This window comes from Streptomyces erythrochromogenes (assembly GCF_040684695.1).
Taxonomy (GTDB): Bacteria; Actinomycetota; Actinomycetes; order Streptomycetales; family Streptomycetaceae; genus Streptomyces; species Streptomyces erythrochromogenes_C.
Window position 1 is genome coordinate 39899 of record NZ_JBFBGM010000027.1, and the last position, 23071, is coordinate 62969.

The following is a 23071-nucleotide window of genomic DNA, read 5'->3' on the forward strand; positions in this document are numbered from 1 at the left end:
GGTCGGCCGGCCGCCGCGCGAGGAACTCCTGGGCGCGGCGGCCGCGTCGTTCTCGGTCCGGGGACGCGCGGCCACCACCACGCGGGCCTGCCGTCGTCTAGGGTCCGGATTCCCAGCCGGGGCGGTCGTGCCAGGCCCGGAGGGCGCGGGTGCTCTCGAAGCGGTGGGCGGAGCCGGTGACCGGGTCGGTGAACGCCAGTACGCGGGCCAGGAGTTGCAGGGGCCTGCGGTAGTCGTCCGGAGCCGGATCGGTGACTTCCGGGTACACCGGATCGCCCAGGAGGGGCAGACCCAGGCCGTTCATGTGCACGCGCAGCTGGTGGGTGCGGCCGGTGTGCGGGGTCAGCCGATAGCGGCCCAGGCCGCCGCGTACGCCGACGAGCTCGACCAGGGTCTCGGCGTTGGGCGGGCCGGGCACCTCGGTCGCGGCGATCACCCCGCGGAGCTTCTCGATCCGGCTGCGCACGGTACGGGGGAGGGCGAGCGCCGGGTCGTGGGGCGCGAGGGCCTCGTACTCCTTGTGCACCTCGCGCCGCTGGAAGAGGAGCTGGTAGGCGCCGCGGTCCTCGGGCCGGACGCTGAACATCACCAGGCCGGCGGTGAGCCGGTCCAGGCGGTGCGCGGGGCTGAGCCCGGGCAGGCCGAGCTCCTCGCGCAGCCGGGCCAGGGCGGTCTCGGTGATGTGGCTGCCGCGCGGGGTGGTCGCCAGGAAGTGCGGTTTGTCCACCACCAGCAGGTGCTCGTCGCGGTGGACCACGCGGACCGCGAACGGCACCCGGGGTTCCGGTTCCATGTCGCGGTGGAACCACAGGTAGGCGCCGGGCTCGTACGGGTCGTGCGCGTGCAGGACCCGGCCGCCGGGGCCCAGGACCCGGCCCGCGGCCAGCAGCCGCGCCATGGACTCCTCGCCGCGGGTGCCGGCGTAGCGGGCGGCGAGGTGGCTGCCGAGGTCCGGCCAGGCGCCGTCCGGGTCGGGCGGCAGCCGGAGCCGGACCGGGTCGATGCCGGCCCGCTGGGGGAGGGGCGAGGGGGGTGGCTGGGCTCTGCGTCTCATCGGGGGACAGGCTATGCGGCTACTGCCGGGTGAAGGTGCCCAGGTGGTCGGCGTCGAGGTACTCCACGCGGAGGGTGCCGTCGGCGAAGGTGACCCCGGTGCGGCCGACGGCGTTCTCGCCCGTGGTCACGAAGCTGAAGGTGTCGCCGTCGTAGTGGGTCAGCGGGAAGCGCAGTGGCTTCGGGCCGAGGGCGAGGGTGAGCGTGCCGTCGTCGCCGGCGGTCACGGTGGCCCTGCCGTAGAACGGGTTGTCGTAGGTGCCGGTGTACGCGGCGCTGTCGCGGGCCGGCTTCGCACCGGCGGGCGGGTGGGCGTAGTCGGTGGGGGAGCGGCCCGCGGCGTCCATCTGCGCGTAGAGGGATCCGGCGAGGGCCAGCCAGTCGGCGGTGGCCCTGCCGTGCTCGGCGAAGTCGAAGAAGTCGAGGGCGACGGCGTCGGCCAGGCCCACGGGGGCGCCGTTGGTGAGGACGACGATGCCGAGCTGCTCCAGCGGGAGCATGGTGACGTTGGTGTTCGCGCCGAGTTCGAAGGCTCCGGAGTGGCTCAGGCGCAGCCGGCCCGCGTCGTCGTAGGAGACGTTCCAGCCGAGGCCGTAGAAGCCGGTGCGGGCGGTGGGGGTCGCGGGCGGCTGCGAGACGACCGCGGGAACGTGGGTACGGGCCAGGGTGTCGGCGGGGATGATCCGCTTGCCGTCGAGGGTGCCTCCGGCGAGCTGGAGCCGCAGCCAGCGGGACATGTCGCGGGCGGTGGAGCTCACTCCGCCGGCCGGGGCCTGGGCGTCCGGGTCGCGGACGTAGCGGGGGCTCCAGGTGCCGTCCGGGTTCTTGACGTGGGTGGCGGCGCGGTCCGGGGAGTCGGCGAAGGCGGAGAACTCGGTGCTGGTGTCGGTCATTCCGGCGGGCTTGAAGAGGGTGTCGTCGGCGAGCTTCTGCCAGCTGGTGCCCTTGGCCCGGGCGACGGCCTCGGCGGCGGCCGTGAAGCCGAAGTTGGTGTAGGCGTAGCTCGCCCGGAAGGGGGTGAGGGGCTCCAGGCGCAGGTGGTCGAGGATGTACGACTGGTCGTAGCCGAGGTCTTCGAGGAGGTCGCCGGCGTGGTCGGGCAGGCCGCTGCGGTGGGAGAACAGGTCGGCGGTGGTGACGTGCCCGGTCACCCAGGGGTCCTTGAGGGAGAACCCGGGGAGGGCGGTGTGCCGGTCCCACGCGTCGGGGTCGGTGAGGGTGCCGGCGACGACGGTGGAGGAGACGGGCTTGGAGAGCGAGGCGATCTGGAAGACGGTGTCGGGGTCGACGGCGGCGCTCGCGCCGGTGCGGCGGAGGCCGAAGCCCTTGAGGTGGACCACCTCGTCGTCGTGGACGACGGCCACCGCGACGCCGGGGACGCCGGTGCGGCGCATCATGTCCGTGACCGTGGCATCGAGGCGGGCGACGGCCTTGTCGACGGCGGCGTCGGTGAGTTGGGGGCGGGGAGCCGGGGGCGGGCTCGGCGCGGCCGTGGCGGCCGTGGCCGCCGTGGCCGCTGTGGCGGCGGATGCGGTGAGGAGGGCGGCGGCTCCTGCCGCCCCGAGGGCGCGGAGCGTACGCATGGGCACATTGTCCCGCCGTACGCCGTTCGGCGCGCGCCGTGGCTGCCGGGGCCTCCGGCGGGGCGGGTGCGGGTGCCTGCGGGTGCCTTGACGGGTGCGGCGCCGCTGCGGGGGCGCCGCCCCCGGACCCCCGCGCCTCAAACGCCGGCGGGGCTGAGACAGCGGGCGCGTCGAACTGCCCCGGCCACGGCGGGGAAGGCGGGGCGCTGCCCCCGGACCCCGCGCCTCAAACGCCGGCGGGGCTGAGATGGCGGGGGCGGTCCCTGATATTGCGGACCGCCCCGGAGGGGTCAGGCTGCGGCGCGGTGTTCCTGCTCGGCCTCGACCGTGGCGTTCCAGTCGCGCTTGATCGCGCGCCAGCCCTCGTCCGTCTCGCCCAGGCGCCAGTAGCCCGAGATCGACAGGCGCTCGCGTGCGATGCCGCGCTCCAGGCGGAGGTGGCGGCGCAGGTCCTTGACGAAGCCGGCCTCACCGTGGACGAACGCGTGGACGTCCGTCGAGGGGAACTCCATGGCCTGGACCGCCTCGACGATGGCCTGGCCGACCGGGCGGTCGCCGCGGTGGAGCCAGACCGGGGTGATGCCGTCGGGGGTGGCGATCTTCAGCTCGTCGGCGGGGCCGTCGATCTCCACGATGGCGTGGACCCGCGCACCCACCGGCATCCGCTCCATCGCCGCGGCGATCGCCGGCAGGGCGCTCTCGTCGCCGATCAGGAGGTGCCAGCCGGCTGCCGGGTCCGGGGCGTAGGCGCCGCCCGGCCCGAGGAACCGTACGAGTTCGCCCGGCTGGGCCCGGGCCGCCCAGGGGCCGGCCAGGCCCTCGTCGCCGTGGACGACGAAGTCGAGGGTCAGCTCCAGGTGGACCGGGTCCCAGTGCCGCACGGTGTAGGCGCGCTGGCGCGGCCACTGCGCCCGGGGAAAGTCGCCGCGGATGCGTTCCAGGTCCCACGGGGCGGGGTAAGTGACACCCTCGGGAGCGAAAAGGAGTTTCACGTAATGGTCGGTGTAGTCGCCCGCACCGAAGTCGGCCAGCCCCTCACCGCCCAGCACGAGCCGCACCATGTGCGGCGACAGCCGTTCGGTGCGTACGACAACGGCGGTGCCGACAGTGCGGCCGCGTCCTTCTGCCACGGTGACTCCCTGACTCCCATGAAACTTAGCCTTACCTAAGTTAGCACCTCAGGAGTGCAGGGCGCCGCTCAGACGGGACACAGCGCCGCCCAATCCCCACCGATGGGCTAGTGCGTCGACCAGTTCGGGCTGCGCCGGGACCGCCGGAAGCGCCGCGTCGAACTCCGGAAGCGGCACGTCAGAGGCCACGTGGACCACCTTCGGGGCCACCGCGAGGTACGGACGGGACTCGTCCAGCCGCTTGCGCTGGGTGGGTGTCAGTTTCGACTTCGGGTCGCCGACCGCCGCGATGATCCCGGCCAGGTCGCCATAGGCGTCGAGGAGTTTCGCCGCCGTCTTCTCGCCGATGCCCGGAACGCCCGGCAGGCCGTCGCTCGGGTCGCCCCGCAGCAGGGCGAGGTCGGCGTAACCGGGGCCGTCCACCCCGTACTTCTCCCGCAGCCACGCCTCGTCCGTCACCTGGAGGGTGCCCACGCCCTTGAGCGGGTACAGCACCCGCCGCTGCCGGGCGTCGTCCACGAGCTGGTACAGGTCCCGGTCGCCGGTGACGATGTCGACCGGTCCCGTCGCGCGGCCGGTGAGCGTCCCGATCACGTCGTCCGCCTCGTACCCGGCGACGCCGACCCGGGCGATGCCGAAGGCGTCCAGGGCCGCCTCGATGATCGGCACCTGCGGGGCGAGCGTGTCCGGGGTCTCCTCCACGTCGGGACCCGCCTCCGTCTCGACGGCGACCCGGTGGGCCTTGTAGGAGGGGATCAGCTCCACCCGCCAGTGCGGCCGCCAGTCGGCGTCCATGCACGCCACCAGGTCGTCCGGCCGGTGGTCCTGGACGAGCCGGGCGATGAAGTCGAGGAGCCCGCGCACGGCGTTGACCGGGGTGCCGTCGGGTGCCTTCACGGAGTCCGGCACGCCGAAGTAGGCGCGGTAGTAGAGGGAGGCGGTGTCCAGGAGCATCAGGCGTCGTGTCGTCACGCAGACGATGATGCCGCAACGCGGCGCACCGCCGTCCCGGCCGCCGGGACGCCCCGGCGTGCTCCCGTCCGCCCCCCGAGCACCACGCACGGTGAGTGGACGGGTACGGGAAGGTCGGTGCGGGCGAAACCGGAGCCCGTTGCTGCGTAAGGTGCTTACAGCACACCGATGTGCCACGGACATGGGGAGGGCAGCCCCGACATGAACGACAGGGACGGCAGGGACGGCCTGAACGGCAAACTGGACGACAGGGACGACAAGAGCAAGGACAAGGACGGCAAGGAACCGCTGCGGGTGGGGGTGGCCGTGCGCAAGCGCCGCCGCGCGCTCCACCTCACGCTCGCCGCCGTGTCGGCGCGCAGCGGCCTGTCGGTGCCCTTCCTGAGTCAGATAGAGAACGAGCGGGCCCGGCCCAGCATGCGGTCCCTGGAACGCGTCGCCGACGCCCTGGAGACCACGGCCGTCGAGCTGCTCGCCGCCTCCGACACCGCCCGCACGGTGGACCTCGTACGCGCCGGCGACGAGTCCGGGCTCACCCCGATCCCCGGCGTACGGCCCCTCGTGCGCGGGCACCACCAGCTCCACGCCATGGAGTTCACCGGGGACCAGGACGCCGGTCGCGAGTACCAGCACCGCAACGACGAACTGATGTACGTGGTCGAGGGTGCCTGCCAGGTCGAGGCCGAGGGACGGGCGTACCGGCTGGAGAGCGGGGACGCGCTGTTCCTGTCCGGAGGCGTGCGCCACCGCTGGCGGGCCGTCACCGAGGACACCCGGATCCTGGTGGTGGCGGTGGGGGACCACATCCACGCCACGTCCGAGCCCCCGTCACCCGGGCAGTGAGCGGCGGCGTGCGGCGCGTCGTGTCGCTGGTGCCGTCGCTGACCGAGGCGGTGGCGGTGAGCGCGCCGGGGCGGCTGGTCGGGGTGACCGACTGGTGCACGCACCCCGGCGACCTCGGGGCGGCGGAGCGGATCGGGGGGACGAAGAACCCCGACGTGCGCCGGATCGCGGAACTCCGCCCCGACCTGGTGATCGCCAACGAGGAGGAGAACCGGGCGCCGGACCTGGCCGCGCTGCGCGCGGCGGGGGTGGAGGTGCTCGTCACCGAGGTCCGGGACCTGCCGCAGGCGCTGCGGGAGCTGGACCGGGTGCTCGTGGGGGCGCTGGGGCTGGCGAGGCCGGCGTGGCTGGCGGACGCGGAGGCGGCGTGGGCCCGCGCGGAGCCGGTGGGGGAGCTCACGGCCTTCGTACCGGTGTGGCGGCGGCCGTGGATGGTGCTGGGGCGGGACACCTTCGCGGGTGACCTGCTGGCGCGGCTCGGCGTGCGCAACGTGTACGCCGGGCACGCGGAGCGGTACCCGAGGGTCCCGGTGGAGGAGCTGGCCGCGGCCGGCTGCGATCTGGTGGTGCTGCCGGACGAGCCGTACCGCTTCACCGCGGAGGACGGCCCGGAAGCCTTTCCCGGTCTGCCGGCGGCCTTGGTCGACGGGCGGCACCTGACCTGGTACGGGCCGTCGCTGGCGGACGCGCCGAGGGTACTGGCGGAGGCCCTTCGGCTCCCGCCGGGGTAGCGGGTCTGGTCTGCTTCGGCCGGGCCGGGCGGTCCTGCTCGGCCGGTGTTCCCGGGGCTCCGCCCAGGACCCCGCGCCTCAATCGCCGGCGAGGCTGAATGGGGCCGGGTTTCCGCGGGGCGGGATGGCGCTGGTGGGGCGGTGCCCCGGCGGAGTGTCTCCTCGGCTCGGCGCGTGCGGGTACCTCGCGGTCAGGCGGCCCGGGTTGCGCGCTCGTCCTGCGGGGACACTCCGCCGTGTCCCCACCCCACACCGGTGCTTCGGCGCTCGCGGAACCGGGCTCGCGCTGTCGGAGTGGGGACGGTGAGGGGTGTCCCCGCAGGACGAGGCGCGACCACCTTGCACAGCCGCGAAGTGGCCGCACGCGCCGAGCCGAGGAGACATCCCTCGGCGGCACCGCGACTCGGCCGCACGAAATCGGATTCCGCCCGGCCTCCTGCGAGGGACCCCGCACCGCGACCCGGCCGCACGATGCCGGATTCCGCCCCGCCTCCCGCGAGGGAACCCGCACCGCGAGCCCGGATCCCGCCCCGCCCCCCCCGCGAGGGGACTCGTACCGGGTGCGGGTCTGTTGGGCTCCCCGCTAGGGGAGGAGGCGGCCCGTGAAGAGGCCTCGCAGGGTGTGGGTGGCCGCCAGGAGCCAGGCCGTCAGCAGGGCGAGGAAGAGGGCCGCGGCGAGCCAGCCGAGGGCGGTGAGGCCGGTGTGGCGGGCCAGGCCGGCGGCGCCGGTGACGCAGGTGCCGACGGGGAAGGTCAGCGCCCACCAGGTCATCGCGAAGCCCATGCCGGCGCGGGCCGCCCGGACCAGCATGCACACGGCGAGGGCCAGCCACAGCAGGGCGAATCCCATCACGGGGACCCCGTAGACGACCGCGAAGGCGCCGAGCGCACCGGCGTAGGGGGCGCCGATGGACCGGGGCGCCATGTCGGCGAGCTGGTTCACGGCGGTGGTGGACTGCCCGAGGGGGCCGAGGACCAGGAACAGGGTCGGGGTCAGGGCCAGGGGGAGGGGGCCGCCCACGATCAGCCGGCCGAAGATCAGCGGGAGCATCAGCAGGGTGGCGAGCAGGCTGATGCCGAACATGGCGTAGCAGGCGAGCAGCATGGCCTCGCGGGGCTGGCCGGCGGGCAGGTGGGGTATCAGCAGCGGGCCGAGCGCGGCCGAGACCATGGGGGAGACGAGGGGGAGCAGCCAGACGGGGCTGGCCTGCTTCGGCTCGACCTTGTGGCGCACCACCATCAGGTAGGGCACGGCCACGGCCGCGACCAGGCCGATCGCGGTGCCCGCGGTGAACAGCACGGCGTCCACGGCCACGGCGGCGCCGGTTCCGATGAGGTCCTTGCCGACGATGAGGGTGCCGCCGCCGACGGCCAGCAGGGCCATCGCGAGGCAGCCGTAGAAGGGGGCGACGGCCGGGTCGAGGAGGTGGGCGCGGGCCTGGTCGCGGTGGTGGAGCCAGTGCCCGGCCCGGGCGGTCAGCAGGACGGCGAGGGCGGCGGCGGACAGCGCCCAGACGATCTGGCAGGCCACGCGCTGGCCGGGGAGCTGGTACGGGAGGGTCGCGCCCGCGTTGGCGACGATCGCGGTGCCCATGACGGAGGCGTACCAGTTGGGGCCGAGGTGTCGCAGCGCCGGTGCCTTGTGGGCGGTGGGTGCGGTGTCGGTGAGGGTGCGGGGTCGCACGAGGGTGGTGGCCATGGGTCCAGCGTCATGCCGGGGCGGGCCGAACGGCAGGGATCATCTTTCTATAAGGCCATAAACTGATGTTATGGGTGATGAGAACACGGTTCCGCTGGCACACCGCGTACCGGACCTGGGTGCGCTGGAGCTGCTGCTCGCGGTCGCCCGCGTCGGGAGCCTGAGCGGCGCCGCCCGGCGGCTGGGCATCACCCAGCCCGCGGCGAGCAGCCGGATCCGGGCGATGGAGGCGCGGCTGGGTGTGGCGCTGGTGGACCGTTCGCCGCGGGGTTCGACGCTGACGGCCGAGGGCGCGCTGGTCACCGACTGGGCCCGGCGGGTGGTGGAGGCGGCGGAGGCCTTCGACGCGGGCGCGCAGGCGCTGCGCGGTCGGCGTGACTCCCGGCTGCGGGTGGCGGCCAGCATGACGATCGCCGAGTACCTGCTGCCGGGGTGGCTGATCGCGCTGCGCGGGCAGCGGCCGGACACGGCGGTGTCCCTGCACGCGGGCAACTCGGCGGTGGTCGTGCAGCGGGTGCTCGCGCACGAGGCCGACCTCGGGTTCGTGGAGGGCCTGACGGTGCCCGAGGGGCTGGACTCGGCGGTGATCGCGCAGGACCGGCTGGTCGTGGCGGTGGCACCGGTGCACCCGTGGGCGCGGCGCACGCGGGGTGTGGAGGCGGCGGAACTCGCGGCGACTCCGCTGATCCTGCGCGAGCGCGGTTCGGGCACGCGGCAGGTGCTGGACGCGGCGCTCGCCGGGCACGGCGGGCTGGCCGCGCCGCTGCTGGAGCTGGCGTCCACGACGGCGGTGAAGGCGGCCGCACTGGGCGGCGCCGGGCCGTGCGTGCTGTCGGAGCTGGCCGTGGTGGACGAGCTGGCGGCCCGCCGGCTGGTGGAGGTGCCGGTGACGGGCGCCGGGCTCGGCCGGGCCCTGCGGGCGGTCTGGCCTGCGGGCGCCCGCCCGGCCGGCCCGGCCCGCGACCTGCTGTCCCTGACCCGGGGTACGGCTTAGGGCATCGGGCGGACGGTGAGGATCTGTTCGGCGTGGCCTACGGGGCCGTCGGCGTCGTGCAGGACGCTGCTGGTGAGCCCCTGCCCGGACGGGCCGAAGGTGACGGTGGTGTCCAGGCCGGTCCACGGGCCGCGCGGCTGACGGTGCAGGTGGATCGTCAGGTCCAGGTTCGGGAACATCCACGCGGTGGGGTCCTGCTGCACCGCGATCCCGTTCGCGGTGTCCACGAGCGCGATGTATGAGGCCAGGGCGCTGCTCGGCTCGCCCGCGACCAGGGTGAGGGGCGAGGACACCCAGGCCGCGGTGCGGCCCCGGCGGGTGGGCGGCGTGCGGCGGACCTCGATGGAGGTGACGTAGCCGCCGTCCCACACGTCGTCCATCGCCCAGACGCCGAGCTCCTCGGGGGCGGGGAGGCGGTCGTGCGGGCTGTCGGCCACGGCGGATGAGTCCAGGGTGGCCAGCAGCCAGGCACGGGCGCGGACCACCGGACGCCCGCCGATGGCCACGGTCGCTTCCAGGAGTTCGATCGTCCGGCCCGGGCGGACGGTCTCGACGGTGATCTCGCACTCGTCGAGGGCGATGCGGCCGAGGATGTCGTAGCTGATCCGCGCGAGCGCCAACGGCTCGGGCCGCCGCGCGAGGTGTCCGTCGATCGCGTGGACCACGAGGCCGGCGAGCGGGCTGAAGTGCTGCTCCTCGGTGCTCCACGCACCGCCCGCGTGGGCCGTGGGCTTGTAGCGGTGCTCGCCCGTCCGCTCGTAGTAGCTCTCGGGTGCGGCGTCGCCGGTGGTCACGGGATCGGTCTCCTCGGGCGGGGCAGGAAGGCACGGGAACGGTGTATCGATCACGCATCGTAGGAGGCGTCGCCGCGTACGGACGGGCGGGGGTCGTGCGCCCGTTCGGGCGAGGGCGGAACGATTCGCCGCCGCGCGGAGGGTGACCTCGGGCGGACCCGCCGCAAGGGTGGCTCCCGCACGTGTCACACCCCACGAGGAGAACCCCCTGATGCGTCTTCGCCATGCCGCCGTCGCCGCCTTCGGCGCCTTCACGCTCCTGCTGACCGTCCCGACCTCGGCCTCGGCCGCCACGGGAGAGTTCCAGTACACGGTCACGGGCCTCGACGGCCGCCCGCTGCGGGTGGTCCTGGAGGACCCCCGGAGCGAGCAGTGCATCACGCTGCCCGAGGTGGCCGACCCCGGTGCCAGCTCGCCGGCGCACTCGCCGCGCAACAGGACCACCTCCACGGCGACGGTCTTCACCGAACCCGGATGCGAGGGCGACTTCTTCACGCTGCGGCCGGTCACCGGCTACGGCTCGGCCCGCCTGCAGCTGCGGTCGGTCGTCTTCAGCTGAACCGCGCCGCGACGCCGGCCGGGCCCCCGCCGCGACGCCGGCCGGGCCCCCGCCACGGGCCCGGCCGGCGTCAGCCCGTGGCTCGGGACTCGGACTCGGCCTGGGACTGGGACTGCAGGCGCTTCGTCAGGAGGGAGCCGATGACGATCAGGCCGACGCCGAGCCACCACATGTTGTCGAAGATCAGGACGGCGATGCCGATCGGTACGAGCAGGCCCGCCAGCGGCACCAGGAAGCCGGCCCACCGCGTGGGCTCGGGAGGTAGTCCGGAGGCTTCGCGGACCGCCCGGGCACGGGCGACGTCCGGGTACCAGACGGTGAACTTCACCGCGGCGACGATCGCCAGGATCTGGATGATCCAGCCGGTCCAGATGTTGTTCGGGTTGTGCAGGACCAGGTCCCCGTACGCTCCCGCCACCGCCGCGATCAGGAAGGCGATGCCCCACGCCCCGGTGATCATGTAGTTGGTGCGCAGGAAGCCACGGGTGTGCCAGAGGGACGGATCGACCTGTTCACGGGCGTACTGGACGGTGAACGGCATCCGCACGGCCATCGACCCGAAGGCGATGACCGCCAGGGCGATGTTGGCGACCTCGCCGGCGTACGTCTCCAGCCAGCGCAGGGTTCCGTCGTTGACCAGGGCGCCGATGACGGCCATCGATGCGAAGAAGACCACGTCGGCCAGTTCCAGCAGTTTCCAGGAGCTGCCGCGGTTGACCAGGTGGCCCACGGCGATCAGGGCGACCGCCGTGGCGAGGGCCAGTCCGACGGCCAGTTCGAACCGCCCGGGTCCGACCAGCAGCGAGAAGATGATCCACGGCGCCATGCCCACGACCGGGTTGTCCAGGAACCCGGCCACCGGCCCCTTCGCCGTGCGGTGCGCGTCGGTGCTCACCCATCCAGCGTGCGCGCCCGTCGGCCGGAGGGCCATTCGTGACGGTCGCGCCGGGTGCGAGGGCGGGGGCGAGGGTGGGGCGGGAGCCGGCCGCGGGCCCCCGGCGCCGGGGAAGGTGCGCCGGAGTCCCGCGGGCGGCGGCCGGTCAGGCCACGGGGACCGCGCTGCGGACGGCGGCCGCCTCGATCAGCGACGCCATCACCCGGGTGTCCTTGTCGCGCTCCGGGTGCCACTGGACGCCCAGCACCCAGCGCGCCGGATCGGGCAGCTCGATCGCCTCCACCGTGCCGTCGAGCGCGTGCGCCGAGACGACCAGGCCGCTGCCGAGGCGCTCGACCGCCTGGTGGTGGTAGGTCGGGACCTGTGCCTCCTCCGGCACGAGGTCCGCGTACCGGGTGCCCGGGACCGGGCGCACCGGGTGCCAGGACATGACGCCCGGGGTGTCGACGTGGCCGTCGATGTGCTGGACCAGCGTGCCCCCCAGGGCCACGTTCAGGGCCTGCATCCCGCGGCAGATGCCGAGCACGGGCACGTCCGCCTCCAGCGCCGCGTTGATCAGGGCCAGCTCCCAGTGGTCGCGGACCGTCGCGGGGGCGCCGGTACGGGGGTCGCGCGCGGCCCCGTAGTGGACCGGGTCCACGTCCGGGCCGCCCGCGACGACCAGTCCGTCCAGCCGGCTCAGCACCTCCGCCGCCGAGCCGGGTTCGTCCGGGGGCAGCAGCACGGCCGCGCCGCCCGCCGCCTGGACGAGTTCGTGGTACCCGGTCGGTACGAGGGACGTCGGGAGGTCCCACACCCCGTAGCGGGTGGATTCCTCGACATAGGTGGTGATGCCGATGAGCGGCCTGGGCACGTTCGATACCTCCGGGACGGGGCGGGGCTGAGGGGAGCAGGATTTCAGTCGCGGGCCAGCTCCGCCTCGGCTTCCGCGAGGGCCGCGAACTCCTCCTCCGGGGCCGATGCCACGAGGCGGTGGCGGCTGTAGAAGGCGAAGTAGGCCAGGGCGACGGCGTACACGGCCAGGGCGATGAACGCCGCGTCCTTGTCCACCAGGAAGGTGGCGACCAGGGCCGACAGGGCGAGTACGAAGGCCACCGAGGAGGTCAGGACGCCTCCCGGGGTGCGGTAGGGACGCTCCAGCTGCGGCTCCCGGCGGCGCAGCACGATGTGCGAGAGCGCCATCAGGGCGTAGGAGATGGTGGCGCCGAAGACGGCGATGTTGAGCATGCGGGCGCCGTTGCCGGTGGACGCGGCCAGGGCGAAGCCGATCGCGCCGGGGATGATCAGGCCCAGGTACGGGGCCTTGCGCTTCGAGGTCAGGGACAGGAAGCGGGGCAGGTAGCCGGCGCGCGAGAGGGCGAAGAGCTGGCGCGAGCCCGCGTAGATGAGGGAGAAGAAGGATGCCACCAGGCCCGCCAGGCCCGCGTAGTTCACGAAGCGGCTCAGCGCGGTCGGGCCGCCGTCCCCCTCCAGGGCCACGACCAGCGGGTTGCCGGCCGTCTTGACGGCGTCCGCGCCCTGCGCGCCGGTCGCCGCGAAGAAGGTGATCAGGGCCAGCAGGGCGAGGATGCCCATGGAGATCGACAGGGCCCTCGGCATGGAGCGGACCGGGTCCTTCGCCTCCTCGGCCGCCAGCGGCACGCCCTCCACGCCGAGGAAGAACCACATGCCGAAGGGGAACGCGGCCCAGATGCCGAGCACGCCGAGCGGCAGCCAGGAGTTCGAGCCGAATGCGCTCGGGTCGACCGGGATGTCGTTCAGGCCGTCGGCGCTGAACTCGGTGAACGCGCCCACCGCGAAGATCAGCAGGGCGGCGACGGCGACGGCGGTCACGACGAGGCTGAAGCGCAGCGCCTCGCCGACGCCCCACAGGTGCACCCCGATGAAGATGACGAAGCAGCCGAGGTAGACGGGCCAGCTGGAGGTGAGGCCGAAGAGCCCGAGGGACTCCACGTAGTCGCCGATGAAGATGACGATCGCCGCCGGGGCCAGGATGTATTCGATGAGGATCGCGGTGCCGGTGCAGAAGCCGCCCCAGGGGCCCAGGGCGCGGCGGGCGAAGCCGTAGCCGCCGCCCGCCGTCGGCAGGATGGTGGACAGCTCCGCGAGGGAGAAGACCAGGCAGGCGTACATGGCGCCCATCAGGACGGTGGCGATGGCGAGACCGCCGAAGCCGCCCTTGTCGAGGCCGACGTTCCAGCCGGAGAAGTCCCCGGAGACGACGTACGCGACGCCGAGGCCGGTCAGGAGCAGCCAGCCGGCGCTGCCGCGGCGCAGGGTGCGGCGCTCCAGGTAGTCGTCCGGGCCGTCGCCCCCGGCGGGTGACGTGGTGGGTGCGGGTACGGCTGCCAGCCGTGCCTCGATGTCGTCGGCCATCGTGCGCTCCTGCCTCAGGGCAATGGTTGTGGGGCGTACCTTTGTCCTAATGGAGCGGAGCGCGCAAGACCTCTGCGTAAAACAGAAGTTACGAAAACCTCTCGGGCGCCCCGCGAACCCCCCTCCCCGCCCGGCTCAGGCGAGGAACCCCCGCAGCAGCGCCGCCGTGCCGCAGCAGTGCTCGCGCATGGTCTCGCGGGCCCCCGCCGCGTCCCCCTCCAGCACCGACTCCACCAGCGCGCTGTGCTGCTGCTGCGAGTGCTCCAGGTTGCGCACCAGCAGCGGGATGCAGTCGAGCAGGTCGTTGACCGTGGCCCGGACGGCCGCGTACTGGGCCGTCAGGGTGGCCGACCCGGCGAGCTCGCACAGGGTGAGGTGGAAGAGCGTGTCCTGGCGGCGGTAGTCCGCGAGCGGGGCGTCGTGGGTCGCCCCCAGCGCGGCGAGCAGCCGTTCGGTGCCCTCCTCGGTGAGCCCCTGGGAGGCGCACAGCCCGGCCGCGCCCACCTCCAGGACCTCCCGGAAGCGCAGGACGTCCTCGATGTCCACGCCCGCCACCCGCCTGCGCAGCTCCTCCTCGGTGCCGCCGGCCGGGGTGTCGGGGCGGGGCCGCACGAACGTCCCGCCGTACCGGCCGCGCCGCGCCTCCACCAGGCCCTGGTCCTGCAGTACTTTCAGGACCTCGCGCAGGGTGACCCGGCTGATCCCCATCCGCTCCGCCAGCTCGCGCTCGGGCGGGAGCCTCTCGCCGCCGGGCACCAGACCCAGGCGGACCACCTGGAGGATCTGCTCCAGCGCCTCCTCGAACCCGTTGCCCGCCCGCACCTGGCGCAGCACCGGGTTCAGGCGCCGGGCGGCGTCGCCTTCGCTCGCCGTATCGGTCATCTCGGCTCCTCCCCTTCCCAAGCAATGGTTCTATTCAATACCTTAGGCCTCCTCGGCTCACCGAAGGAGAGATTCCCGTGGTAGACCGCAAGCCGCCGCTCGCGCCCGAGGAGCTCCGCGCCCTCGTCGCCAGCGGTGAGATCGACACAGTCGTCCTGGCCTTCCCCGACATGCAGGGGCGGCTCCAGGGCAAGCGGTTCGCCGCACAGTTCTTCCTGGACGAGGTCCTCGCGCACGGCACCGAGGGCTGCAACTACCTCCTGGCCGTCGACACCGACATGAACACCGTCGACGGCTACGAGATGTCCTCCTGGGACCGGGGCTACGGCGACTTCGCCATGCACCCCGACCTCGCCACCCTGCGCCGCATCCCCTGGAACCCCGGCAGCGCCTTCCTCCTGGCCGACCTGGCCTGGAACGACGGCACCCCCGTCGTGGCCGCACCCCGGCAGATCCTGCGCCGCCAGCTGGAACGGCTCGCCGAGCACGGATACACCGCGATGGTCGGCACCGAGCTGGAGTTCATGGTCTTCCAGGACACCTACGAGCAGGCCTGGAACGCCAACTACCGGGGCCTGACGCCCGCCAACCAATACAACATCGACTACTCGGTCCTCGGGACCGGCCGCGTCGAACCCCTGCTGCGCCGGATCCGCAACGAGATGCAGGCCGCCGGCCTGATCGTCGAATCGGCCAAGGGCGAGTGCAACCTCGGCCAGCACGAGATCGCCTTCCGCTACGACGAGGCGCTCACCACCTGCGACCAGCACTCCGTCTACAAGACCGGCGCCAAGGAGATCGCCGCCCAGGAAGGCGTCTCGCTCACCTTCATGGCCAAGTACGACGAGCGCGAGGGCAACTCCTGTCACATCCACCTCTCGCTCACCGACGCCGACGGACGCAACGCGATGGCCGGAGAAGGCCACGAGGAACACGGCATGTCCCCCGTGATGCGCCACTTCCTGGCCGGCCAGCTCGCCGCGCTGCGCGACTTCTCCCTTCTCTACGCCCCGAACATCAACTCGTACAAGCGTTTCCGGCCGGGATCCTTCGCACCGACCGCCGTCGCCTGGGGCCTCGACAACCGCACCTGCGCCCTGCGCGTCGTCGGCCACGGCCGCTCCATGCGCTTCGAGAACCGCCTCCCCGGCGGCGACGTCAACCCCTACCTCGCCGTCGCCGGCCTGGTCGCGGCCGGGCTCTACGGCATCGAGAACCGCCTGGAGCTGCCCCCGATCTGCACCGGCAACGCCTACACCGGCGACTACGCACACGTACCGGCCACCCTGCGCGAGGCCGCCGAGCTCTGGGAGAACAGCGAGATCGCCAAGGCCGCCTTCGGCCCCGAGGTCGTCGCCCACTACCGCAACATGGCCCGCGTGGAACTCGACGCCTACGACTCCGCGGTGACCGACTGGGAGCTGCGCCGCTCCTTCGAACGCCTGTAGCCACCGCACGCCACCGAACGAAACTGTGAGGCACCACGTGTCCGATGCGCTGGAAGTGCTCAATCCGGCCACCGAGGAAACCGTCGCCGTCGTCCCGGCCGCCACACGGGACGACGTCGACGCCGCCGTCGCCCGGGCCGCCGCGGCCCAGCGCGCCTGGGCCGCGGCCGCCCCCGCCGACCGCGCCCGCCTGCTGCGGCGCTTCGCCGCCGTCGTCGACGGGCACATCGAGGAACTGGCACAGCTGGAGGTCCGCGAAGCCGGCCACACCATCGGCAACGCCCGCTGGGAAGCCGGCAACGTACGCGACCTCCTCGACTTCGCCGCCGGGGGAGTGGAACGGCTCTCCGGCCGCCAGATCCCCGTCGCCGGCGGCATCGACGTCACCTTCCTCGAACCCCTCGGCGTCATCGGCGTGATCGCCCCCTGGAACTTCCCCATGCCGATCGCCGCCTGGGGCCTGGCCCCGGCCCTCGCCGCCGGCAACGCCGTCATCCTCAAGCCCGCCGAGACCACCCCGCTGACCGCGCTGCGCCTCGCCGAACTCGCCCTCGAAGCCGGGATCCCCGAACACCTCTTCCAGGTGCTCCCCGGCCGCGGGGACACCGCGGGCGACGCGCTCGTCGAACACCCCGGCGTCGCGAAGATCGTCTTCACCGGCTCCACGCGCGTCGGCAAGCAGATCATGGCCAAGTGCGCCGACCGGGTGAAGCGCGTCACCCTCGAACTCGGCGGCAAGAGCCCCAACATCGTCTTCGCCGACGCCGACCTGGAAGCCGCGGCGGCCGCCGCCCCCATGGCCTTCCTCGACAACACCGGCCAGGACTGCTGCGCCCGCACCCGCATCCTCGTCCAGCGCTCCGTCTACGACCGCTTCCTCGACCTCGTCGCCCCCGGCATCGCGGCCGTGACCGTCGGCGACCCGCTCGACGAGAAGACGCAGATGGGGCCGCTGATCTCACGGACCCAGCTGGACCGCGTACGGTCCTTCGTCACCGACGACCTCACCGCGATCCGCGGCACCGCCCCCGAGGGCCCCGGCTTCTGGTACCCGCCCACCCTCGTCACGGACGTCGCCCCCACCGCGCCCGTCGCCGCCGAGGAGGTCTTCGGCCCCGTCGCCGTCGTCCTGCCCTTCGAGGACGAGGAGGACGCCGTACGCCTGGCCAACGCCACCGAATACGGCCTCTCCGGCTCCCTCTGGACCCGCGACATCGGCCGCGCGCTGCGCGTCTCGCGCGCCGTCGCCGCCGGCAACCTGTCCGTCAACTCCCACAGCAGCGTCCGCTACTGGACCCCCTTCGGCGGCTACAAGCAGTCCGGACTCGGCCGCGAGCTCGGACCCGACGCCCTCACCGCTTTCACCGAGACCAAGAACGTCTTCATCAGCACGGAGGCCTGAGAACCCATGTCCAGCCAGACCAACGAAGAGATCGTCTGCCGCCGCCTCGTCGGCCGCACCGCCGTCATCACGGGAGCCGGCAGCGGCATCGGCCTCGCCACCGCCCGCCGACTGGCCTCCGAAGGCGCCAACGTCGTCTGCGCCGACATCGACGAGACGGCCGGCAAGGCCGCCGCCGAGGAGGTCGGAGGCCTCTTCGTGAAGGTCGACGTCACCGACCAGGAGGACGTCGAGGCCCTGTTCAAGACCGCCTTCGACACCTACGGCTCCGTCGACATCGCCTTCAACAACGCAGGCATCTCGCCCCCGGACGACGACTCCATCCTCACTACCGGGCTCGACGCCTGGCGCCGGGTCCAGGACGTCAACCTCACCTCCGTCTACCTCTGCTGCAAGGCCGCCCTGCCCTACATGCAGCGCCAGGGCCGCGGCTCCATCATCAACACCGCGTCCTTCGTCGCCATCATGGGCGCCGCCACCTCCCAGATCTCCTACACCGCCTCCAAGGGCGGCGTCCTCGCCATGTCCCGCGAACTCGGCGTCCAGTTCGCCCGCGAGGGCATCCGCGTCAACGCCCTGTGCCCCGGGCCCGTCAACACCCCGCTGCTCCAGGAACTGTTCGCCAAGGACCCCGAGCGCGCCGCCCGCCGGCTCGTGCACATCCCGCTGGGCCGGTTCGCCGAGCCCACCGAGATTGCCGCCGCCGTCGCCTTCCTCGCCAGCGACGACTCCTCCTTCATCAACGCCACCGACTTCCTCGTCGACGGCGGCATCTCCGGGGCGTACGTCACCCCCCTCTAAACGCTCACCCCCGCACTGCCACATCCCCGCATCCCCGCACCACCCACCCGACAGCCGGGCGTCGCACGACGCCCGGCTGTCGTGCTCCACCGCCCGTGACGCCTTCACCGCCAAGGAGCGTTCACCCATGTCCCCACGCACCACCACCCGGCGCCTCCAGGCGCTCGCCGCCGCCGCGATCACCGTGGCGGCCCTCGTCGCCGTCGGCCCCACCGCCGACGCCGCCGCCGCGGGAGCGCCCTGCACCACCCCGCAGCTGAAGCCCGGCTGGTACGGCGACAACCAGGCCCGCCTCCAGCAGCTCATCGACCGGTACGACCGCTGCACCCCCCACCGGCCCACCCGCGCCAAGCCCGTCGCCGTCTTCGACTGGGACAACACCGTCATCAAGAACGACGTCGGCGACGCCACCATGTTCTGGCTGCTCCGCAACTCCCGGATCCGCCAGCCCGCCCGCGGCGACTGGAGCACCACCAGCCGTTTCCTGACCCCCGCCGCCGCCCGGGCCCTGGCCGACGCCTGCGGCGCCCTCGCCCGCCCCGGCAACCCGCTGCCCACCGGGACCCCCGCCGGAGCCGGCTGCGCGGACGAGATCAACGCGGTCTACGGCACCGCCGCGACCCGCACCGGAGCCGCCGCCTTCGCCGGCTGGGACCGCCGCACCATGGAACCCGGGTACGCCTGGCTGCCCCAGCTGATGCAGGGCTGGACCGCCCGCGAGATCCGCGGCTTCGCCGCCGCCGCCCGCACCGAGAACCTCACCGCACCCGTCGGCGCCACCCAGCAGGTCGGCACCGGCCGGGCCACCGGCTGGGTGCGCTACTACGACCAGCAGAAGGACCTGATCAAGAGCCTCCGCAAGGCCGGCTTCGACGTCTGGATCAGCTCGGCCTCCCCGCAGCCGGTCGTCGAGGTCTGGGCCGAGGGCGTCGGCATCGACGCGGACCGCGTCATCGGCATCCGCAACACCACGACCCGCGGCGGGGCGTACACCACCCGCCTCCAGGGCTGCGGATCCGTCCGGGACGGCGCCGACACGATGATCACGTACATCGACGGCAAGCGCTGCTGGATCAACCAGGAGGTCTTCGGGGTGCGCGGCCCCGCCGCCGAGAAGGTCCAGCCGGCCGCCCGCCGCCAGGTGTTCGCGGCGGGCGACTCCGACACCGACATCTCGTTCCTGCGGGACGCGACCGCCCTGCGGCTCGTCGTGAACCGGAACAAGAACGAGCTGATGTGCCGCGCCTACGACAACAGCGACGGCAAGTGGATCGTCAACCCGATGTTCATCGAGCCGAAGAAGCAGAAGACCGGCCCCTACCCCTGCTCCACCACCGGCTACGTCGACCACGACGGCACGCCCGGCCCGGTCCGCCGCGGCGACGGCACCGTCGTCCCGGACCAGACGGACACCGTGTACTGACGGACACCGTGCCCTAGAGGAAGGTGCGGCCCTCGCCCCGGTAGGTCGCCGCGCCGACGGTGACCCGGTCGCCCTCGACGAGGTGCAAGGTGTCGAACCGCTCGCACAGTTCGCCCGCCTTGGCATGGCGGAACCAGACCCGGTCGCCGATCAGCAGATCGTCGGCCGGGCTCCCCAGCAGCGGCGTCTGCACCTCGCCCGCGCCCTCCTGCGGGTCGTAGCGCAGCCCCTGCGGCAGGTACGGGACCGGCAGCCGGTCGGGGCCGGCCGCGCCGGACGCCGGATAGCCGCCGCCGAGCACCGTCACCACCCCCACCCCGGGCCGGCGCACCACCGGCTGGGCGAACAGGGCCGCCGGACGCCCGCTGAACGACGTGTAGTTGTCGAAGAGCCGCGGCACGTACAGACCCGACCCGGCGGCGATCTCCGTCACCGCGTCCTCGGCCGCGGTCTGCTGCACGCTGCCCGTACCGCCGCCGTTGACGAACTCCAGGTCCGGTACGACCTCCCGCACGGCCGCCACCACCGCGGCCCGCCGCGCCGCCAGCTCCCTGCGGGCCGCGCCCTGCATCAGCCGGATCGCCCGGGACCGCAGCGGACGCCCCGCCAGCGCGTCCCCGACCCCGGCGACATGGCCCTCGTACGCCATCAGGCCCACCACCCGGAACCCGGGCCGGGCTGCGACCGCCCGGGCCAGCGCCGCCAGCTGGGCGGGCTCGCGCAGCGGGGAGCGGCGCGCGCCCACCCGGACCCGGCCGCCCAACAGGTGCAGGGCGGTGTCCAGTTCCAGACACACCCGGATCTCCTCGGCGCCGCCGTCGCGGGAGGCGTCGATCAGCTCCAGCTGCGCCGGGTCGTCGACCATCACCGTGACGGCGGCGGCCAGCTTGGCGTCGCTCGCCAGCTCGCCGAAACCGGCCCGGTCGGCGGAGGGATAGGCGAGGAGCACGTCCTCGAACCCGGAACGGGCCAGCCAGAGCGACTCGGCGAGCGTGTACGACATGATCCCGGCGAACCCGGGCCGGGCCAGCACCCGTTCGAGCAGGGCGCGGCACCGGACCGACTTGCTGGCGACCCGCACCGGCTTGCCGCCGGCCCGGCGCACGAGATCGTCGGCGTTGGCGTCGAAGGCCTCGAGATCCACGATGGCCAGCGGTGCGTCCAGGTGCGCGGTCGCCCGGTCGTACCGGGCGCGGTCGGTGGCGGCGGAGTTCATGGGCGGCAGCTTGCCAGAGGTCTGTACCGGTGGGTAGGGCCCGCCCCGATCCGGCGCTCCGCCCCGCACCCCGCGCCTCGAACGCCGGCGAGGCTGAAGGGGACCCCGGCGGGGCGGGTCGGCCGGGGCGGGGACGGGGGCCGGGCCGACCGGACCTGGCCGTGAACCCCGTAGAGTACGGACAGGCAGCCGTACGGAACGGGGGGCGGAGCCGCCGGATGACCACGACGACACCGCGGACCACGATCCCGGGCGAGCCCGACCCCTGGTCCCCGCCGCCCCAGCCCGCCCACGCCCCACCGCGCCGCCACCCCGCCCGCGTCGCGGCCGCCACCCTCTGCGTCATCCTCGGCGGCGGCCTCGTCGGCGGAGCCGCCGTCACCACCTGGGCCGAGCACCGCGCCGCCAACCGCCCCCTGCCCGCCGACGCCGCCTACCGCAAGGCCGGCTCGCTGTGGCGCGCGGCCCCCGTGGACAGCCTCCTCCCGCCCGTCCTCGCCGGTCCCTCGGCCGGCCCCGGCGGAGCCGACCGCACCTGGACCCGCATCGCGCTCGCCCCCGACGCCGACTGCCCCACCGCCCTGCCCGCCGACTGGCAGGCCGCGGTCGCCGCGACCGGCTGCACCCGCGTCCTGCGCGCCACCTACACCGACGCCACCCGCAGCTCCCTCATCGCCGTCGGCATGGTCTTCACCCCCGCCGACGGGCCCGCGATGAACGCGCTCAACGGCCGGCTCCCCGCCCCGCCCGCCTACGGGTTCGCCGACAACCAGCGGGCCGCCTGGGCGGCCTCCGTGCGCACCGAGGCGCCCGTCGTCGTCTACGCCGTCTCCGCCTTCGCCGACGGCCGCCCCCAGGACGCCCCCCGCCCCGCCGAGGACCTCGTCAAGAAGGACGCCACGGGCGCCGCCGCCCAGGCGGGCCTCGGCCACGAGGCCAAGGCGGTCGCCGCCCGCCTCGGCGACGGCCTGACCGCGCTCGCCGCACCGCCCCCCGCAGGCACCGGAACCGGAACCGGCACCAACCCCGCCCCGAAGGCCGCACGATGAGCCCCGCCCGCGTCCGCACCCGCACCCGCGTCCTCCGCGGCGCCGCCGTGCTCGCCGCCACGGCCCTGCTCACCACGGCCACCGCCGCCCCGGCCGCCGCCGACACCATCCGCGACCGCCAGTGGGGGCTCCTGGCCCTGCGCGCCGAGGAGGCCTGGGGCACCACCCGGGGCGACGGCGTGACCGTCGCCGTCCTCGACACCGGCGTCGACGAGTCCCACCCCGACCTGTCCGGCCAGGTCCTCGCCGGCACCGACCTCATCGGCATGGGCGCCGGCCCCGGCGACCGCGCCTGGGCCCGGCACGGGACCGCCATGGCGAGCATCATCGCCGGGCACGGCCACGGCCCCAGCCGCGGTCAGGGCGTCCTCGGCATCGCCCCGCAGGCACGGATCCTGCCCGTGCGGGTGATCCTCGAAGAGGGCGACCCGGGCCGCGCCAAGGCCCGCGAGAGCAAGGGCGGCGCCCTCGCCGACGGCATCCGCTGGGCCACGGACCACGGCGCCGACGTGATCAACCTGTCCCTCGGCGACGACAGCGACTCCGCCCACCACGAGGCGGGCGAGGACGAGGCCGTGCAGTACGCCCTCGCCAAGGGCGTGGTCGTCGTCGCCTCCGCGGGCAACGGCGGCGAGTCGGGGGACCGGGTCTCCTACCCGGCCGCCTACCCGGGAGTCATCGCCGTGACCGCGGTCGACCGCCGCGGCCGGAAGGCCAAGTTCTCCACGCGCAACTGGTACGCCACCGTCAGCGCCCCCGGCGTCGACGTCGTCATCGCCGACCCCGACCGCTCCTACTACGAGGGCTGGGGCACCAGCGCCGCGGCGGCCTTCGTCTCCGGGGCGGCGGCCCTCGTCAAGGCCGCGCACCCCGACCTGTCGCCGGCCCAGATCAAGAAACTGCTGGAGGACACCGCCTCCGACTCACCGGCCGGCGGTCGCGACGACGCCCGCGGCCACGGAATGGTGGACCCCGCCGCCGCCCTCCAGGTCGCGGAGGCGATGCAGCCGGAAGCCTTGGCGCCCGCCCCGGCCGCGGCCGCCGGCACGTACTTCGGCCCGGGCCCCGAGCCGGTCCGCCCGCCCGAGCGCGGTGCCCGGCTCGGCGCGCCGGCCGCCGCGGTCGCCGGGGCCGCGCTGCTCGTACTGGCCGCCGTACTGGCCCGGCGCCCGCGACGGGGTCCCCGGGGCGGCGGCGCCCACCCGGCACAGTAGGGTCGGG

At 74.0% G+C, this 23071-nt stretch carries 21 protein-coding genes; 10 read left to right on the top strand and 11 right to left on the bottom strand.

The genetic code is table 11. From position 1 onward, the window contains the following. Nucleotides 1-97 precede the first annotated feature (97 nt). From AB0O53_RS30560 to AB0O53_RS30575, 4 genes are all read right to left on the bottom strand, one after another. The gene (locus AB0O53_RS30560; protein ID WP_365199961.1) at nucleotides 98-1054 is read right to left on the bottom strand and encodes an RluA family pseudouridine synthase; all 957 of its coding nucleotides are present in this window, start codon (nucleotides 1052-1054) and stop codon (nucleotides 98-100) included. A gap of 19 nt (nucleotides 1055-1073) precedes the next feature. Beyond that, nucleotides 1074-2636: a serine hydrolase gene (locus tag AB0O53_RS30565; RefSeq protein ID WP_365199964.1), complete on the bottom strand. Its 1563-nt coding sequence runs from the start codon at nucleotides 2634-2636 to the stop codon at nucleotides 1074-1076. A gap of 290 nt (nucleotides 2637-2926) precedes the next feature. Continuing rightward, nucleotides 2927-3766 carry a siderophore-interacting protein gene (locus AB0O53_RS30570; RefSeq protein WP_350998193.1) on the bottom strand — a complete coding sequence of 280 codons (840 nt, stop codon included), beginning with the start codon at nucleotides 3764-3766 and terminating at the stop codon, nucleotides 2927-2929. A gap of 48 nt (nucleotides 3767-3814) precedes the next feature. Then, on the bottom strand, nucleotides 3815-4720 hold the full coding sequence (locus tag AB0O53_RS30575; RefSeq protein ID WP_350998448.1) for a 5'-3' exonuclease: 906 nt from the start codon (nucleotides 4718-4720) through the stop codon (nucleotides 3815-3817). 312 nt (nucleotides 4721-5032) lie between these two features. Here AB0O53_RS30575 and AB0O53_RS30580 point away from each other — a divergent pair, with 312 nt between their 5' ends. Both AB0O53_RS30580 and AB0O53_RS30585 read left to right on the top strand, forming a co-directional pair. Then, nucleotides 5033-5581, top strand: coding sequence for a helix-turn-helix domain-containing protein (locus AB0O53_RS30580; RefSeq protein WP_381755629.1), 549 nt, complete (start codon nucleotides 5033-5035; stop codon nucleotides 5579-5581). A gap of 8 nt (nucleotides 5582-5589) precedes the next feature. Beyond that, nucleotides 5590-6312, top strand: coding sequence for a helical backbone metal receptor (locus tag AB0O53_RS30585; protein WP_350998188.1), 723 nt, complete (start codon nucleotides 5590-5592; stop codon nucleotides 6310-6312). 583 nt (nucleotides 6313-6895) lie between these two features. On the opposite strand, the gene AB0O53_RS30590 is transcribed toward AB0O53_RS30585, so the two are convergent. Continuing rightward, a complete protein-coding gene (locus AB0O53_RS30590) occupies nucleotides 6896-8011 on the bottom strand; it encodes a TDT family transporter (RefSeq protein WP_365199968.1) in 1116 nt (371 codons plus the stop codon). 70 nt (nucleotides 8012-8081) lie between these two features. On the opposite strand from AB0O53_RS30590, the gene AB0O53_RS30595 reads away from it, so the two are divergent. Continuing rightward, on the top strand, nucleotides 8082-9005 hold the full coding sequence (locus AB0O53_RS30595) for a LysR family transcriptional regulator (RefSeq protein WP_350998183.1): 924 nt from the start codon (nucleotides 8082-8084) through the stop codon (nucleotides 9003-9005). Here the strand turns inward: AB0O53_RS30595 and AB0O53_RS30600 are convergent. Further along, entirely contained in the window at nucleotides 9002-9799 is a 798-nt protein-coding gene (locus tag AB0O53_RS30600; RefSeq protein ID WP_350998180.1) for a thioesterase family protein, read from the bottom strand. The genes AB0O53_RS30595 and AB0O53_RS30600 overlap by 4 nt on opposite strands. A 211-nt stretch (nucleotides 9800-10010) precedes the next feature. On the opposite strand from AB0O53_RS30600, the gene AB0O53_RS30605 reads away from it, so the two are divergent. Next, complete coding sequence (locus AB0O53_RS30605; RefSeq protein WP_350998177.1) at nucleotides 10011-10358, top strand: hypothetical protein; 348 nt, start codon at nucleotides 10011-10013, stop codon at nucleotides 10356-10358. Nucleotides 10359-10428: 70 nt separating this feature from the next. Here AB0O53_RS30605 and AB0O53_RS30610 read toward each other — a convergent pair whose 3' ends face one another. The 4 genes from AB0O53_RS30610 to AB0O53_RS30625 form a co-directional block, all read right to left on the bottom strand. Further along, complete coding sequence (locus AB0O53_RS30610; RefSeq protein ID WP_350998175.1) at nucleotides 10429-11253, bottom strand: hypothetical protein; 825 nt, start codon at nucleotides 11251-11253, stop codon at nucleotides 10429-10431. 145 nt (nucleotides 11254-11398) lie between these two features. Beyond that, nucleotides 11399-12106, bottom strand: a complete 708-nt coding sequence (locus AB0O53_RS30615) for a gamma-glutamyl-gamma-aminobutyrate hydrolase family protein (RefSeq protein ID WP_365199972.1) — start codon at nucleotides 12104-12106, stop codon at nucleotides 11399-11401. A gap of 44 nt (nucleotides 12107-12150) precedes the next feature. After that, on the bottom strand, nucleotides 12151-13629 hold the full coding sequence (gene eat / locus AB0O53_RS30620; RefSeq protein WP_350998171.1) for an ethanolamine permease: 1479 nt from the start codon (nucleotides 13627-13629) through the stop codon (nucleotides 12151-12153). A gap of 135 nt (nucleotides 13630-13764) precedes the next feature. Further along, complete coding sequence (locus AB0O53_RS30625) at nucleotides 13765-14511, bottom strand: FadR/GntR family transcriptional regulator (RefSeq protein WP_350998168.1); 747 nt, start codon at nucleotides 14509-14511, stop codon at nucleotides 13765-13767. A 77-nt stretch (nucleotides 14512-14588) separates the two neighbouring features. On the opposite strand from AB0O53_RS30625, the gene AB0O53_RS30630 reads away from it, so the two are divergent. From AB0O53_RS30630 to AB0O53_RS30645, 4 genes are all read left to right on the top strand, one after another. Then, nucleotides 14589-15959 (top strand): glutamine synthetase family protein, encoded by a 1371-nt coding sequence (locus tag AB0O53_RS30630; RefSeq protein ID WP_350998165.1) that lies wholly within the window; start codon nucleotides 14589-14591, stop codon nucleotides 15957-15959. Nucleotides 15960-15996: 37 nt separating this feature from the next. After that, complete coding sequence (locus AB0O53_RS30635) at nucleotides 15997-17361, top strand: aldehyde dehydrogenase family protein (RefSeq protein ID WP_350998162.1); 1365 nt, start codon at nucleotides 15997-15999, stop codon at nucleotides 17359-17361. Nucleotides 17362-17367: 6 nt separating this feature from the next. Beyond that, complete coding sequence (locus AB0O53_RS30640; protein ID WP_350998159.1) at nucleotides 17368-18162, top strand: 3-oxoacyl-ACP reductase; 795 nt, start codon at nucleotides 17368-17370, stop codon at nucleotides 18160-18162. A 127-nt stretch (nucleotides 18163-18289) separates the two neighbouring features. Beyond that, entirely contained in the window at nucleotides 18290-19585 is a 1296-nt protein-coding gene (locus AB0O53_RS30645) for a haloacid dehalogenase-like hydrolase (RefSeq protein ID WP_365199977.1), read from the top strand. Nucleotides 19586-19598: 13 nt separating this feature from the next. Here AB0O53_RS30645 and AB0O53_RS30650 read toward each other — a convergent pair whose 3' ends face one another. Next, on the bottom strand, nucleotides 19599-20801 hold the full coding sequence (locus tag AB0O53_RS30650; protein ID WP_365199980.1) for an alanine racemase: 1203 nt from the start codon (nucleotides 20799-20801) through the stop codon (nucleotides 19599-19601). A 218-nt stretch (nucleotides 20802-21019) separates the two neighbouring features. Here AB0O53_RS30650 and AB0O53_RS30655 point away from each other — a divergent pair, with 218 nt between their 5' ends. Beyond that, complete coding sequence (locus AB0O53_RS30655; RefSeq protein ID WP_365199983.1) at nucleotides 21020-21850, top strand: hypothetical protein; 831 nt, start codon at nucleotides 21020-21022, stop codon at nucleotides 21848-21850. Then, nucleotides 21847-23064, top strand: a complete 1218-nt coding sequence (gene mycP, locus AB0O53_RS30660; protein ID WP_365199986.1) for a type VII secretion-associated serine protease mycosin — start codon at nucleotides 21847-21849, stop codon at nucleotides 23062-23064. The genes AB0O53_RS30655 and mycP overlap by 4 nt, the downstream gene beginning before the upstream one ends. Nucleotides 23065-23071 lie beyond the last annotated feature (7 nt).

Excerpts from the sequence above, each read along its gene's own strand:
- AB0O53_RS30560 (WP_365199961.1), bottom strand. The coding sequence starts at position 1,054 with ATGAGACGCAGAGCCCAGCCACCCCCCTCGCCCCTCCCCCAGCGGGCC.
- AB0O53_RS30565 (WP_365199964.1), bottom strand. The coding sequence starts at position 2,636 with ATGCGTACGCTCCGCGCCCTCGGGGCGGCAGGAGCCGCCGCCCTCCTC.
- AB0O53_RS30575 (WP_350998448.1), bottom strand. The coding sequence starts at position 4,720 with ATGCTCCTGGACACCGCCTCCCTCTACTACCGCGCCTACTTCGGCGTG.
- AB0O53_RS30590 (WP_365199968.1), bottom strand. The coding sequence starts at position 8,011 with ATGGCCACCACCCTCGTGCGACCCCGCACCCTCACCGACACCGCACCC.
- AB0O53_RS30595 (WP_350998183.1), top strand. The coding sequence starts at position 8,082 with ATGGGTGATGAGAACACGGTTCCGCTGGCACACCGCGTACCGGACCTG.
- AB0O53_RS30605 (WP_350998177.1), top strand. The coding sequence starts at position 10,011 with ATGCGTCTTCGCCATGCCGCCGTCGCCGCCTTCGGCGCCTTCACGCTC.
- eat (WP_350998171.1), bottom strand. The coding sequence starts at position 13,629 with ATGGCCGACGACATCGAGGCACGGCTGGCAGCCGTACCCGCACCCACC.
- AB0O53_RS30625 (WP_350998168.1), bottom strand. The coding sequence starts at position 14,511 with ATGACCGATACGGCGAGCGAAGGCGACGCCGCCCGGCGCCTGAACCCG.
- AB0O53_RS30640 (WP_350998159.1), top strand. The coding sequence starts at position 17,368 with ATGTCCAGCCAGACCAACGAAGAGATCGTCTGCCGCCGCCTCGTCGGC.
- AB0O53_RS30645 (WP_365199977.1), top strand. The coding sequence starts at position 18,290 with ATGTCCCCACGCACCACCACCCGGCGCCTCCAGGCGCTCGCCGCCGCC.
- AB0O53_RS30650 (WP_365199980.1), bottom strand. The coding sequence starts at position 20,801 with ATGAACTCCGCCGCCACCGACCGCGCCCGGTACGACCGGGCGACCGCG.
- AB0O53_RS30655 (WP_365199983.1), top strand. The coding sequence starts at position 21,020 with ATGACCACGACGACACCGCGGACCACGATCCCGGGCGAGCCCGACCCC.
- mycP (WP_365199986.1), top strand. The coding sequence starts at position 21,847 with ATGAGCCCCGCCCGCGTCCGCACCCGCACCCGCGTCCTCCGCGGCGCC.